Below are 12,799 nucleotides of genomic sequence, written 5' to 3'. Positions count from 1 at the left end.
GCCGCGTCGAATCTCCCTGCGAGCAACCTCACAGTGCCCCCGGGGATCCGGAGACCGGCTCCCGGAGGCGGCGGCTCAGCCGTTGAGGTACGCCAGCACCGCCAGCACCCGCCGGTTGTCGTCGTCGGAGATGGCCAGGTCGAGCTTGGTGAAGATGTTCGCGATGTGCTTGGAGACCGCCCGTTCGGTGACCACCAGCGCGGCGGCGATCGCGGCGTTGGAGCGGCCCTGCGCCATCAGCTCCAGCACCTCCAGCTCCCGCGGCGTCAGCCGGGACAGCGGCCCGCGCTCCTTGCCCACCAGCTTGGAGATCACCTCGGGATCCATCGCGGTGCCGCCGGCCGCCACCCGCCGGACCGCGTCGACGAACTGCTCGGCGTCGAACACCCGGTCCTTGAGCAGGTACCCGACCCCGCCGCCGCCGTCCGCCAGCAGCTCCCGCGCGTACAGCTGCTCCACGTACTGCGACAGCACCAGCACCGGCAGCCCCGGCACCCGGCGGCGGGCCTCCAGCGCCGCCTGCAGCCCCTCGTCGGTGAACGACGGCGGCAGCCGCACGTCGACCACCGCCACGTCCGGGCGGTGGCCGATCATCGCCGCCAGCAGGTCCGGCCCGTTGTCCACGGCCGCCGCGATCTCGAACCCGGCCGCCTCCAGCAGGCGGACCAGCCCCTCCCTCAGGAGAGCGAGGTCTTCGGCGAGGACGACGCGCACGGGATCTCCAGGGTCACGATGGTGGGGCCGCCGGGCGGCGAGCTGACCGCCAGTATCCCGTCGAAGGCGCCGATCCGCCGTTCGACGCCCCTGAGCCCGTCGCCGTCGGGGGAGGCGCCGCCCCGCCCGTCGTCGGTCACCGAGATCCGCAGGGCGCCGTTCCCGTGCCGGACGTCCACCCACGCCTGCCGGGCCCCGGCGTGCTTGGCGACGTTCGTCAGCAGCTCGGAGGTCGCGAAGTAGGCCGCCGACTCCACCGGGGGGTCCAGGCGCCCGGTCGTCTCCGCGGTGACCTCCACCGGCAGCGGATGGTCCAGCGCGAGCGCCCTGATCGCGTCGACCAGCCCCCGGTCGGCCAGCACCGGCGGATGGATGCCGCGCACCAGGTCGCGCAGCTCGGCGAGGGCCCTGGCGGAGTCGGCGCGCGCCGCCGCCAGCAGCTCCCTGGTCCTGGCGGGGTCGCGTTCGAGCAGGTGCTCGATCGCCCCGAGGCTCATGCCCATCGCCACCAGCCGCGCCTGCGCCCCGTCGTGCAGGTCCCGTTCGATCCGGCGCAGCTCGGCGGCCTGCGCGTCCAGCGCGTCCGAACGGCTCTCGGTCAGCCTGCGCACCCGCTGGGCCAGCCGCGCCTTCTCGGTGGGCTCCAGCAGGCGGGCGCTCCACACGCCGTGCGCGCGCAGCAGGGGACGCGCGATCCGCATCCCGATCGCGAAGTAGACCAGGCCCAGCACCCCGGCCGCGGCGGCCGTGGCCCAGTTGCTCACCGGGACGAACGTGTACCACTCGGTGCCGATCTCGTCATGGATCGGCACCCACAGCCCCGCCGCCAGCAGCACCCCGTACACGCCCTCGAGGATGAACGCGGCGGGCAGGAACGCCGTGAACGCCGCCACGACCGGGTTCGCCAGCAGCCACCCCAGGTCCCGCCAGGTGGCCGGGTCGGACAGGACGTCCACGGTGTCCTGCCACCAGCTCGTGCGCCCGGCCGGCCGCCGCGGCGCGTCGAGGTGCGGCGAGTCGATCGCGGTGCCCGTCCACCGGCCGATCAGCCACCGCTGGAAGTCGGTGTACCGCCGGAGCTTCGCCGCCACCAGCGGCACCAGCGCCAGCCCGACGCCGATGCCCACCAGCGGGATCACGGTGACCATCGCACAGAACAGCACCAGCCCCGGCACCAGCGACAACACGTACAGCACCAGGCCGTTGAACGCCGCCTGCCCGCTCCGCTCCCAGCCCCGCATCCCGCCTCCCAGGCCCGTTCCGCTTCCGATGCCCTCATCGTGCGGTCCGCGGGCCCTCGGGCACAGTGTCCCCCGAACCCCTCTGCGGGGTGGAGCTGCCTACACCTCCCGGCCGATCCGGCGGCGTAGGCGCGGGTCGAGCCGGTACTGCTCGAAGAGAAGGACGACGAATTCGGGCTCGCAGCGCAGCCACGTGGCCGGGAGGTAGACGTCGGCCCCGAACCTGCGGTTGAGGCGGCCCAGCGTCCGGCTCCGCGACACCTTCGCCCGGGCTTCCTCGCGCAGCCGGAACACGACGTACAACTGGTCGCCGATGGGGCGGAGCCCGGCCTCGACGACGTCCTCCCACCGCAGGTCGGCGCTGCCGGCGGGGGACTGTACCCGGATCAGGTCGGTCGTCAGCACCAGCAGCCGCCGCCGTCGCAGCCGCCGCACCGTCGCCCAGATCACCCAGGCGAAGAACGCCGACCACACCGCGGCGCCGATCACCACGCCGGTCATCGAGTCGGCCAGGGCGAGCAGCCCGATCCACATCCCCAGCAGGGCGAACAGCGCCGCCAGCACCGCGAGCGCGAGCATCCGGTCCCGGTCGACGGAGAACACCACGGCCGGGGTCGGCACCTTGCCGACGAGTTCGGTGCCCGTCTCCGGTTCGCCGTCCCAGCGCGGCGGCCTGGTGGCCCTGTTGCCCGCGAACAACGCCAGCCCGAACGTGATGAGGATGAGCGCGACCAGCGGCTCACCCTGGAAAAGAGCTCCCACACCGACCACGACGGCGATCGCCCCGAAGACTCCGGTCCCGATCGTCGCTGCGCGCTCGGCCAGTCGGCTCATCCCGTCTCACCCCGGTCGCTGGGACGTGCGACGGGCGGCGTTCCGTTCCCGGAGCCGCCCGCCTCCTCCGCCCGTTCCTGCGGCGTTTTCGGTGGGATCATCCCAGTGCCGCGCGAACGTGTCGAGGAACCGTCCGGGGCCGCGGTGCGGCCCCACGCCCCCGGTCAGGCGGCCTTGAGGGCGGCTGCTCCGAAGGAGACGTGGAACCGCTTGCACCAGATGGTGACGCTGGTGAGCCTGCCCAGGTCGGCGTCGGCGGGGATCTCGTAGTTCTGGCTGCCCTTGTTGCCCTTGAGCCTGCCCAGCTCCACGTACGCGCCGTCGTCGAACACGAACCACCCGCCGGTCCCCTCCTTGACCGGCTGGTCCGACAGCCACACCCACAGGTCCGGCCCGTTGGAGGTGTCCAGGTTCTCGATCCGCAGCACCCGCTTGCCGTCCGCCAGCCGGATCACCTTCACGGTCCCCGAGGTCCCGTGCTCGTGCGAGATGAACGACCCGCCGGCCAGCACCTGCGGCCCCTGCTGTCCCTGCTGCCCCTGCGGCGGCTGCTGCCCGCCGCCCGGGGTGGCCGCCGGCGCCGTCACCCCGGCCGGCCCGCTCTCGTTCACCGTCTCGTCCACGAACAACAGCCAGGGCTGGAACAACGCCAGTGCCACGGCCGCGACGACCGCGAGCACCACCAGCCCGACCCACACCACAGGCTTCCGCAGCAGCGCGACCATGACCATCTCCCAACTCGGGCGACTCCGCCGTACATCAGACTTGGACGCCGCCATCACACCGGAAGATGCCGCCGGAATCCCTTACAGAACGGTGACATCCTGCGTTCCCGTGAGATGCGGGCCCGTCAGTGCGCGGCGAAGCCGCCGTCGACGAACAGGGTGTGCCCGGTGACGAAGGCGGCGGCCGGCGACGCCAGGAACACCGCCGCCCCGGCGAAGTCGGCGGGCAGCCCGTTGCGGCCGATCATGGTCCGGTCGCGCATCGCGGCCACGCGGACCGGGTCGGCGGCGGCCTCGGCGGTCAGCGGGGTGATGACGAACCCGGGCACCAGGGTGTTGCAGCACACCCCGTGCGGTGACCACGCCTCGGCCTGGGATCGGGTCAGGGCGACCACCCCGGCCTTGGAGGCACCGTAGGCGCCGCTGTTGCCGAACGCCCGGAACGCCTGCTGTGAGGCGACGTTGATGATGCGCCCCCACCCGCGTTCGGCCATCCCGGGCCCGTACCGCTGGCCGAAGAGATAGGGCGCCCGCAGGTTGACCGCCATGGTGGCGTCCCACTGGTCGTCGTCGAGGTCGGGCAGCGGCGGACGCAGGTTGATGCCGGCGGAGTTGACGCAGATGTCGGGCTCGCCGAACACCTCGGCGGCCCGGTCGGCCGCCTCCCGCGCCTCCTCCGGCCCCGTCAGGTCGGCGGCGACATAGGCCGCCTCACAGCCGTGGGCGCGCAGTTCGGCCACGGTGTCCGCCAGCGGCCCGACCCGCCGCGCCACGATCACCACACGCGCGCCCGCACGGGCCAGGGCCTCGGCCATGGCCCGCCCGATGCCCGAGCTGCCCCCGGTCACCACGGCCACACGCCCGCTCAGGGAGAACAACTCAGCGAGATACGACGGCACCGATGTCACACCGGTAACCCTAGAAGCCCGCAACACCCCCGCGAACGCGGTGATCGGTCATCTCGCCCACAGAGGGCGTACCAGGGCGTGTCCCACGGAAAGCCGGCCGCCGTGCCCGCTGCGCGGGCGGTAGCGTTCGGACGGTGAGCGACTTCGAACGCGCCACGAAGGCGGGCTACGACGCCATCGCGGAGCGGTACGCCGAGCATTTCAGCGGGGAGCTGTGGGGCAAGGAGTCCGACCGTGACGTGCTCGTCGCCTACGCCGAAGGCGTCCGGGCGGCCGGTGGCGGCAAGGTCGCCGATGTGGGGTCCGGGCCCGGCCGGGTGACGGCGTTCCTGCACGAGCTGGGGCTGGACGTGCACGGCATCGACCTGTCGTCCGCGATGGTCGCGCTGGCCCGGCGGGAGCATCCGCATCTGCGGTTCGAGCAGGGGTCGATGATGGCGCTGGACCTGGCGGACGGGGCGCTGGCCGGGCTGGTCGCCTGGTACTCGATCATCCACGTCGTGCCGGACCGGCTGCCCGAGGTGTTCGCCGAGTTCGGGCGGGTGCTCGCGCCCGGGGGCCGTCTGCTGCTGGCGTTCCAGGTCGGGAACGAGCCGCTGCATTTCGACGAGGCGTTCGGCCACCGGGTGGACCTCGACTTCCACCGGCTGGATCCGGAACGGGTCACCGGCCTGCTGGCGGCGGCCGGGTTCCGCGTACGGACCCGGCTGGTCCGCCCTCCCGTGGGGCGGGAGAGCACCCACCAGGCGTTCATCGCGGCCCGCAAGCACGATGAACGCCCGGCGGCTCAGCGGCTCACCCGATGAAGCGGATATCGGGATGACGAGGGGACGGCCGATCCAGCCCCTCCCGCGCCACCTGGACGAAGTCGCCCTCGGAGTACTGCATGGTGCCGTCCATGTCGATGCCGGCGTCCACGCGGCGATCCACCCGCATCACCTCGGCCGGGCGAGGGGTGGTGCCCGCGGGTTCCGGAGCCGGGTAGGGTGGGCCGCGGCGAAGGGGAGTAGTCCCGATCCGCTGAGCGGTCGACATGCTGGCGTGCCCTGCCGGAGACGGCGGGGAGGCCCGGTCCTCAGGCCGTGACCTCAGGTCACGGTGGACGAGACCTTCGGCCTGGTCAGACGTGCCCCCAGGGGGCGCACACGTCCGGCCGGGCCGAATCGGTCCTCCCGCGCTGATCCCCCGGCGCGTTCGTCGGCCGGAGCGGTCCGGCCACGAGGGGAAGGCCGCCGCTGCGGATGACTTTCAACCTGGTCACGTTCTTCACCGCGTTCGTCGTCATCTTCCTGGCCGAGCTGCCGGACAAGAGCATGTTCGCCTCGCTGGCCATGGGCACCCGGATGCGCCCGCTGTGGGTGTGGCTCGGCACGACCAGCGCGTTCGGAATCCATGTGGGCATCGCCGTCGCCGCCGGCAGCGTGCTGTCGCTGCTGCCGCGCACCCTGGTCGGGGTGGTGGCCGCGGCGCTGTTCGCGTTCGGCGCCTATACCCTGCTGCGAGGCGGTGACGAGGACGACGACGGCGAGGCCGGCGCCCGGGCGCCCGTGCTGGGGACCTGGGCGACGTACGCCACGGCGTTCACCGTCGTGTTCGTCGGGGAGTGGGGCGACCTGACCCAGATCGCCACCGCGAACCTGGCGGCCACGCGGGAACCGCTGCCGGTGGCGCTGGGCGCGCTGCTGGCGCTGATGGCGGTGTCGGCGCTCGCGCTGCGGGCCGGGCGGTTCATCGCCGACCGGGTCCCGCTCAAGGTCGTGCGGCGGATCGGCGGCCTTGTCATGCTCGTCCTGGCCACCTGGACGCTGGCCGAGGCGGTGTTCGGATGACCTGCCGCCCCGGGGGCACGGCCCCCGGACTCCCGAGACCGGACCGAGGAGGTGCCCGTGGGCGCTGACCACTCCCACTCCCACCACCGGACGGCGCCCGCTCCGCCGGGTGCGGTACGGGCCATGCTGGCGGTCATCGTCCCGCTGGCGGTGGTGACGCTGGCCGCGCTGATCTGGATGTGGCCGGACGGGAACGCCGCCAAGGCCGCCGGGCAGAGCCAGGACCCGGTGCAGATGACCCGGGTCACCGGCACGGTCACCGCGATCGCCCACAAGGACTGCGCGCAGGCCGGGGAGTTCGAGGGGGACTGGCTGGCGCCCACCCCGCAACCCGGCCAGAAGTGCGGCGACGCCACCGTGCGGCTGACCTCCGGGCCGCAGGCGGGCGGCACGGTGCGGGTCTCGCTGCCCACCGGGCCCGGCTCGCTGGAGTACGACCCCGGCGACAAGGTCGTGCTGCTGCACATGCCGTCCGGCGCGGACGGCGGCGTCCCGCCGTACCAGCTCACCGACCACGACCGGTCGAACGGGATGTGGCTGGTCGGGGCGGCGTTCGCGCTGGCGGTGATCGCGTTCGGCCGCTGGCGGGGGGTGACCGCGCTGGTGGGGCTGGCGATCACCTTCCTGTTGCTGGTGAAGTTCCTGATCCCGGCGATCCTGGCCGGACAGCCGCCGCTGCTGGCCGCCATCGTCTGCTCCGCCGCGATCATGCTGGCGGTGCTGTACCTGACGCACGGCCCGACGATGGCGACGTCGATCGCGCTGGTCGGAACGCTGGCCAGCCTCGCCCTCACCGGGGTGCTGGCGTCGGTGGCGATCGGCCTGACCCGCCTGTCCGGCATGGCCGACGAGAGCGCCCTCAACCTGGGCCTCAGCTACGACGTCAACCTGCAGGGCCTGCTGCTGGCCGGGATCATCATCGGCTCGCTGGGCGTTCTGGACGACGTCACCGTCACCCAGGCCGCCACGGTCGGGGAACTGGCGCACGCCAACCCCGCGTACCGGTTCGGGCAGCTCTACCGGGCCGCCGCCCGGGTCGGCCGGGCGCACATCGCCTCGGTGATCAACACGATCATCCTGGCGTACGCGGGCTCCTCGCTGCCGCTGCTGATCCTGATCAGCGTCGGCGAGCAGCCGCTCGGCCAGGTGCTGACCGGGCAGATCCTCGCCCAGGAGATCGTCCGCAGCGTGGCCGGCACCCTCGGCCTGATCGCGGCCGTCCCCATCACCACCGCCCTGGCGGCCCTGGTCCGTTCCCGCAGCGCCCCGGTGGAGGACGACCCGCACGACGCGACGCCCGCGACGCCCCGGCCGCCCGCGCCCGCCGGGGAACCGGACCTGCCGCCGCACGGCTGGCCGTACTCCGACCGGTACGCCTGACCTCACACGGAGGTCTCCGCACGGCCGCGGGCGGGGGTCCTGCCGCGCCACAGCAGCGCGTCCAGGCCGAACCGCCCGCTGCCGGTGCCGGCCAGCAGCAGCGCGGTCGCCGCGACGAGGAGGACGAACTCGAAACCGCCCTCGTTGACGAAGAGCCCGTCGTCCCGGTGCACGAACCAGTACGCCCCCGCCATGTCGAGGGCGATCAGCACCCCGGCGACCGGCACCAGCAGGCCGAGGATCAGGGCGAGGCCGCCCAGGATCTCCACCCAGGTCGCGTAGTAGGCGGCCAGGGTGGGCAGGGGGATCCCCAGGTCGTCGAACCCCCGGGCGACGGCCCCGAGCCCGATGTCGGTGAGCTTCTGCAACCCGTGCGCGAGGAGGATCACCCCGAGGGCCAGACGGCCGATCAGGAGTCCGATGTCGCGGAGGACGGGAAAACGGTCGGCGAAATTCATGGTGGATCCAGGAGAGTTCGGTGTGCGTGGGCCGGCCGGGCGCCTCGGCCCGCCGCCGGCGGTGCGGGCCGCCTGTCCCGGCCCGGCCTGGTTGAAAGAGGAATCACTACCCGGCGCGGGTGCCGTCAAGCGGCCCCGGGCGAAGACGCCGGCACTAGAGGTCGGCGGGCGTGCGCGGGTCCGGGGCGCCGGGGGGCAGGACGCCGTGGCGGCGCAGCACCCGCCCGACCGCCGGGCCCCAGGCCGGGCGGAGCCGGGCCGCGCGCAGCAGCGCCTCGTCGGTGAGCAGGTCGGCGGCCCTCCCGGTGTGCAGGTGGCCCTCGGCCAGGATCGCGGCGTCGTCGGCCCAGCGGTGGGCGAGGTCCACGTCGTGGGTGGATGCCACGATCGTGGTGCCGGCGGCCTGCAGGGCGGCCAGCGTCGCCAGCAGCGCGTCCACCCCGGCCGGGTCCAGCCCGGCGGTCGGCTCGTCCAGCACCAGCACCGCCGGGCGCAGCGCCAGCGCCCCGGCGATCGCCACCCGCTTGCGCTGGCCGAACGACAGCAGATGGGTGGGCCGGTCGGCCAGGTCGGCGATCTCCATGGCCGCCAGCGCCTCGGCGACCCGCGCGCGCACCCGGTCGGCGGGCAGCCCCAGGTTCAGCGGGCCGAACGACACGTCCTGCACGACGCTCGCCGAGAACAACTGGTCGTCGGGGTCCTGCAGCACCAGTTGGACGCGGGTCCGCAACTCGGTGAGGCCCCGCCGCGAGTACGACACCGGCGACCCCCGCCACAGGACCTGTCCCCGTGACGGCCGCAGCCCTCCGGTCAGCAGCCGCAGCAGGGTCGTCTTGCCCACGCCGTTCGGCCCGAGCAGCGCCAGCGTCCGTCCCTCCGGCACCTCCAGCGACAGCCCGCCGAAGACCGGCGGTTCGCCGTCGTAGGCGAACGAGACCTCCCGGGCACTGAGGATCGGCGTCACGGCGGACCTTTCAAGACGAGTCACAGCAGGCGTTCCAGGGCGAGGGTGGCGGTGACCGCCAGGGCGGCGGGCAGCGGGGCGGCCAGCAGGAACGGCGTCCGCAGCGGGATCGGCTCGACCGCGACCGTCAGGGCGCCGGTGTAGCCGCGCCCGGCCAGGCCGATCTCCAGCCGGCGGGCGCGGTCGAACGAGCGCACGAACACCGCCGAGCCCAGCCCGCCCAGGGAACGCCAGGTCGCCTGCAGGGACCGGGCGCCCAGCCGGCCGGCCTGGGCGTCGCGGATCCGCCGGGTGGTGTCCAGCACCACGAACAGCATCCGGTAGATCAGCGCCGCCACCTCCACCAGCGTCGCGGGCACCCCGAGCCGCACCAGCCGGGGCAGGGTGTCGGCCAGCGGGGTCGTCCCGGCGAACAGCAGCTGGCACAGCACCGCCGCCCCGCACCGGGCCACCACCTCCCCGGCCCGCCGCGGCCCCCCGTCCGCCCAGCCGATCCCGTCCGCGCCCACCGTGACCAGGAACGTCAGCGATCCGGTCAGCGCGAACCCCAGCGGCGTCCGGGCGGCCCGCAGCAGCGTGCGGGCCGGCACCCGCGCCCAGCACAGCGCCACCGCCAGGGCGACCAGCGCCGTCACCACCGCCCCCGGCCAGGGCGGCAGCACCAGCGCGCAGCCCAGCAGTCCTCCGGCCAGCAGCGCCTTGGCGGCAGGGTGGTGCCGCCGCCACGGGCTGCGGTAGGCCGCGGCGTCGATGGCGAGCACTCAGCCGTCGTCCCGCCGGGCGGCGGTCAGCCTGCGCCGCGTCCGGACGACCCCGAGGCAGTAGCCGAGCACGCCCGCGCCCAGCGCCGCCTGCAACGCGAACAGCCCGGACTCGATCTCCCCGGACGGGGGCTCGTACAGCGGGGCGAACCAAGGCTCGTAGCCGGGGTCGTTCTCGGTGATGACGGTCTCCGCCTGCCCGTCCGCCCCGGTAAACGGCTCCTCCTTGCCGTCCCCGGCCCCGATCGCCAGCGGCGCCACCGCGAGCGCCACCACCGCCAGCACCAGCAGCAGGTTGACGATGCGGCCCTTCACGCCGTCACCTCCCTACGATCGCGCGGCACGCGGCACCGGCGGCAGTTCACGATGCGGTCCCTCACGCCGTCGCCTCCGTGCGGTCGGGGCGCAGCACGCCGAGGCGGGTCAGGTCGGCGGCGGCGGAGGTGCGCAGCAGCCGGACGACGAGGACGGTCAGCAGGCCCTCGCTGATCGCCAGCGGGATCTGGGTGACCGCGAAGATCCCGCCGAACTTGGCCAGCGCCCCCGCGAAGCCGGACTCGGCGTCGGGGAAGGCCAGCGCGAGCTGGGCCGTGGTGACGCAGTAGGTGGTCAGGTCGGCGACGAACGCCCCGGCGAACACCGCGGGGAGCAGGCCGAGGCGCCGCACCAGCAGGTACGCCCCGAAGCCCGCCCACGGCCCGGCGACCGCCATGGAGAACACGTTGGCGCCCAGCGTGGTCAGCCCTCCGTGCGCCAGCAGCAGCGCCTGGAACAGCAGGGTGATGGTGCCGAGCACCGTCATCGCCGGCGGGCGGAACAGGATCGCGCCGAGCCCGGTGCCGGTCGGATGCGAGCAGCTTCCGGTGACTGACGGGATCTTCAGCGCGGACAGCACGAAGCAGAACGCCCCCGACGCGCCCAGCAGCAGCTTGTCCTCGGGGGAGTCCTTGACGCGGCGGCTCAGCACCGTCGCGCCGTGGACGACGAACGGGGCCGCGGCCACGGACCAGGCGACGGCATGGGAGACGGGGAGATAGCCCTCGGCGATGTGCACGGGCGGACACCGGACCTTTCCAGCACCTCGTGGACGGTGGTCGAGCGCCGTGGCCGGTCTCCTGGCTGACGGGTCCGGCCCGCCGCTCCACCTTCCCAGGCGCGGGCGCCCAGTGGCCTCCATGCGGAGCGAGCGGCGGGATCTCCCGATCACAGTGGCGAGGGCCGCTCCGGTCTTGCACCGGAATTCCCGAACACCACGGCCCGGACAGCCTAGCCATACCTGCCCGGTTGCGCAGGTATGGGGATATGGATCTCTGGCACGATGGACAGGTGCATCTGGTTCCCGCCGACCGTGCCCACCGGACCCCCATCGACGACCACCGTCCGTGCGAGGCGATCGCGGCCATCGGCGACCCGGCCCGCGTGGCGGCCTGGGCCCGCCGCTTCGACCTGCTGTCGGACCCCGGCCGGCTCACCCTGCTGCTGGCCATCGACTCCGCCGGGCCGATCAGCGTGACCGACCTGGCCACCGCCTCGGGGATGTCCGACACGGCCGTCTCCCGCGCGCTGCGGCTGCTGCGCACCGCCGGCCTGGTGGAGCCCGAACGCGACGGCCGGATCGTCCGCTACCGGCTGGCCGACCCCGCCATCCGCCCGCTGCTGGCGGCCGCCGCCTCCTGACCCGTTCCCCGAAGACGCGGGTCAGCCGCGCGGCGCGTACATGATCACCGCGACGCCCAGCAGGCAGATCGCCGCGCCCGCCAGGTCCCACCGGTCCGGCCGGAACCCGTCGACCAGCACGCCCCACGCCAGCGACCCGGCCACGAACACGCCCCCGTACGCCGCCAGGATCCGCCCGAAGTGCGGGTCCGGCTGGAACGTCGCCACGAACCCGTACGCCCCCAGCGCCAGCACCCCGGCCGCGATCCACAGCAGGCCGCGATGCTCCCGCCACCCCTGCCAGACCAGCCACGCCCCGCCGATCTCGGCCAGCGCGGCCAACCCGAACAGCACCAGCGAACGCAGCACGGTCATGGACCGCACCCTCTCATCCCGCCCGTCCCGCCCGTGCCCCGGTCGCCGGGGGCTACAGCGGAACGAAGGTCAGGCCGCGCTTCTTGAGCCGGGGCAGGACCTGGCGGAGGGCGGCGACGGTCTGGGAGCGGTCGCCGCCGCCGTCGTGGCAGAGCATGATCGCGCCCTCCTTGGACTCCAGCAGGGCGCGCCTGATCCGGCCGACCCCGGGCCGCCGCCAGTCCTGCGGGTCGACCTCCCAGCCGATCGGGATCATCCCGAACTCGGCGGTCGTCTCGAACACCTGCTTGGACCAGGCCCCGCCCGGCGCCCGGAAGAACTTCGGGGTGACCCCGGTGGCCTGGGCGATCCGCTCGTGGGCCTCGGCGATCTCCCGGCGGATCCGCCGGGAGCCGATCCGGTCGAACGGCGACGGATGGCTCATGGTGTGGTTGCAGATCTGGTGCCCCGCCTCCACGATCCGCCGGGTGATCAGCGGGTACTCCCTGACCATCTCGCCCACCACGAAGAAGGTCGCCGTGACCCGGTGCTCGGCCAGCAGGTCCAGGATCTGCGGCGTGTACTCCGGGTGCGGGCCGTCGTCGATGGTCAGCGAGATCGTCCCCGGCGGCCGTCCGGGACCCAGCTCCCTGAGGTTGGTCACCGCCTCCTTGCGGCGCGGCGCCGGGGTCGGCTTCCACGCCGGGTGGCCGGGCAGGATCACGGCGGGGGTCACCACCGGGGGCCGCCCGGGCGCGTGCGGCCCGCCGGCCGCGCGCAACGGGCGCGAACCCGAGGGAGCCGGGGTGGGGGTCGGCCGGGCGGCGGGTCCGCGCCCGCCCGTCCCGGCGGCGCCGCGCACGCTGTCGGACGAGGCCGCCACGGCGAAACCGATCGCCCCCAACGTCCACAACAACCGGCGCCGCGTCGGCTCCTTCAAGTCCATGGCCAATAAAGGTATAGGGCGTTTTACCG

The 12,799-nt window shown here is 73.9% G+C and carries 17 protein-coding genes and 1 riboswitch; of the genes, 4 read left to right on the top strand and 13 right to left on the bottom strand.

Going from position 1 to position 12,799, the window contains the following annotated elements; translation table 11 throughout:
- Window positions 1–75: 75 nt before the first annotated feature.
- The 5 genes from HNR21_RS03240 to HNR21_RS03220 form a co-directional block, all read right to left on the bottom strand.
- Complete coding sequence (locus HNR21_RS03240; protein ID WP_182703977.1) at window positions 76–714, bottom strand: LuxR C-terminal-related transcriptional regulator; 639 nt, start codon at window positions 712–714, stop codon at window positions 76–78.
- A complete protein-coding gene (locus HNR21_RS03235) occupies window positions 678–1,955 on the bottom strand; it encodes a sensor histidine kinase (RefSeq protein WP_182703976.1) in 1,278 nt (425 codons plus the stop codon). The genes HNR21_RS03240 and HNR21_RS03235 overlap by 37 nt, the downstream gene beginning before the upstream one ends.
- Window positions 1,956–2,054: 99 nt before the next feature.
- A complete protein-coding gene (locus HNR21_RS03230; RefSeq protein ID WP_182703975.1) occupies window positions 2,055–2,789 on the bottom strand; it encodes an STM3941 family protein in 735 nt (244 codons plus the stop codon).
- 164 nt (window positions 2,790–2,953) lie between these two features.
- On the bottom strand, window positions 2,954–3,514 hold the full coding sequence (locus HNR21_RS03225; protein ID WP_182703974.1) for a DM13 domain-containing protein: 561 nt from the start codon (window positions 3,512–3,514) through the stop codon (window positions 2,954–2,956).
- A 125-nt stretch (window positions 3,515–3,639) separates the two neighbouring features.
- Entirely contained in the window at window positions 3,640–4,422 is a 783-nt protein-coding gene (locus tag HNR21_RS03220) for an SDR family NAD(P)-dependent oxidoreductase (protein ID WP_182703973.1), read from the bottom strand.
- 134 nt (window positions 4,423–4,556) lie between these two features.
- On the opposite strand from HNR21_RS03220, the gene HNR21_RS03215 reads away from it, so the two are divergent.
- Window positions 4,557–5,228 carry a class I SAM-dependent DNA methyltransferase gene (locus tag HNR21_RS03215; RefSeq protein WP_182703972.1) on the top strand — a complete coding sequence of 224 codons (672 nt, stop codon included), beginning with the start codon at window positions 4,557–4,559 and terminating at the stop codon, window positions 5,226–5,228.
- On the opposite strand, the gene HNR21_RS35845 is transcribed toward HNR21_RS03215, so the two are convergent.
- On the bottom strand, window positions 5,218–5,352 hold the full coding sequence (locus tag HNR21_RS35845) for a hypothetical protein (protein WP_281402023.1): 135 nt from the start codon (window positions 5,350–5,352) through the stop codon (window positions 5,218–5,220). The genes HNR21_RS03215 and HNR21_RS35845 overlap by 11 nt on opposite strands.
- 311 nt (window positions 5,353–5,663) lie before the next feature.
- Between HNR21_RS35845 and HNR21_RS03210 the strand changes: the two genes are divergently transcribed.
- Complete coding sequence (locus HNR21_RS03210) at window positions 5,664–6,251, top strand: TMEM165/GDT1 family protein (protein ID WP_119727993.1); 588 nt, start codon at window positions 5,664–5,666, stop codon at window positions 6,249–6,251.
- A 57-nt stretch (window positions 6,252–6,308) separates the two neighbouring features.
- The gene (locus HNR21_RS03205) at window positions 6,309–7,631 is read left to right on the top strand and encodes a YibE/F family protein (protein WP_312880816.1); all 1,323 of its coding nucleotides are present in this window, start codon (window positions 6,309–6,311) and stop codon (window positions 7,629–7,631) included.
- Between the two features lie 2 nt (window positions 7,632–7,633).
- On the opposite strand, the gene HNR21_RS03200 is transcribed toward HNR21_RS03205, so the two are convergent.
- The 5 genes from HNR21_RS03200 to HNR21_RS03180 form a co-directional block, all read right to left on the bottom strand.
- Window positions 7,634–8,089 carry a DoxX family protein gene (locus HNR21_RS03200; RefSeq protein ID WP_182703971.1) on the bottom strand — a complete coding sequence of 152 codons (456 nt, stop codon included), beginning with the start codon at window positions 8,087–8,089 and terminating at the stop codon, window positions 7,634–7,636.
- A gap of 154 nt (window positions 8,090–8,243) precedes the next feature.
- Complete coding sequence (locus HNR21_RS03195) at window positions 8,244–9,053, bottom strand: energy-coupling factor ABC transporter ATP-binding protein (protein WP_182703970.1); 810 nt, start codon at window positions 9,051–9,053, stop codon at window positions 8,244–8,246.
- Window positions 9,054–9,073: 20 nt separating this feature from the next.
- Window positions 9,074–9,814: a cobalt ECF transporter T component CbiQ gene (cbiQ, locus tag HNR21_RS03190; protein WP_182703969.1), complete on the bottom strand. Its 741-nt coding sequence runs from the start codon at window positions 9,812–9,814 to the stop codon at window positions 9,074–9,076.
- Window positions 9,815–10,129, bottom strand: a complete 315-nt coding sequence (locus tag HNR21_RS03185; protein ID WP_119727998.1) for an energy-coupling factor ABC transporter substrate-binding protein — start codon at window positions 10,127–10,129, stop codon at window positions 9,815–9,817. It abuts the gene before it with no gap.
- A gap of 61 nt (window positions 10,130–10,190) precedes the next feature.
- Window positions 10,191–10,868, bottom strand: coding sequence for an energy-coupling factor ABC transporter permease (locus tag HNR21_RS03180; RefSeq protein ID WP_119727999.1), 678 nt, complete (start codon window positions 10,866–10,868; stop codon window positions 10,191–10,193).
- A 34-nt stretch (window positions 10,869–10,902) separates the two neighbouring features.
- Window positions 10,903–11,084: riboswitch (cobalamin riboswitch) on the bottom strand.
- Between the two features lie 56 nt (window positions 11,085–11,140).
- Here HNR21_RS03180 and HNR21_RS03175 point away from each other — a divergent pair.
- Complete coding sequence (locus HNR21_RS03175) at window positions 11,141–11,491, top strand: ArsR/SmtB family transcription factor (RefSeq protein ID WP_119728000.1); 351 nt, start codon at window positions 11,141–11,143, stop codon at window positions 11,489–11,491.
- Between the two features lie 21 nt (window positions 11,492–11,512).
- Here the strand turns inward: HNR21_RS03175 and HNR21_RS03170 are convergent, their stop codons facing one another.
- Both HNR21_RS03170 and HNR21_RS03165 read right to left on the bottom strand, forming a co-directional pair.
- On the bottom strand, window positions 11,513–11,845 hold the full coding sequence (locus HNR21_RS03170; protein WP_119728001.1) for a YnfA family protein: 333 nt from the start codon (window positions 11,843–11,845) through the stop codon (window positions 11,513–11,515).
- A 52-nt stretch (window positions 11,846–11,897) separates the two neighbouring features.
- Window positions 11,898–12,770 (bottom strand): polysaccharide deacetylase family protein, encoded by an 873-nt coding sequence (locus HNR21_RS03165; protein WP_119728002.1) that lies wholly within the window; start codon window positions 12,768–12,770, stop codon window positions 11,898–11,900.
- Window positions 12,771–12,799 lie beyond the last annotated feature (29 nt).

Source organism: Thermomonospora cellulosilytica (assembly GCF_014138835.1).
GTDB lineage: Bacteria > Actinomycetota > Actinomycetes > Streptosporangiales > Streptosporangiaceae > Thermomonospora > Thermomonospora amylolytica.
Note: the sequence above shows the minus strand (reverse complement) of the source record. Positions and strands in the feature narration are given on the sequence as shown.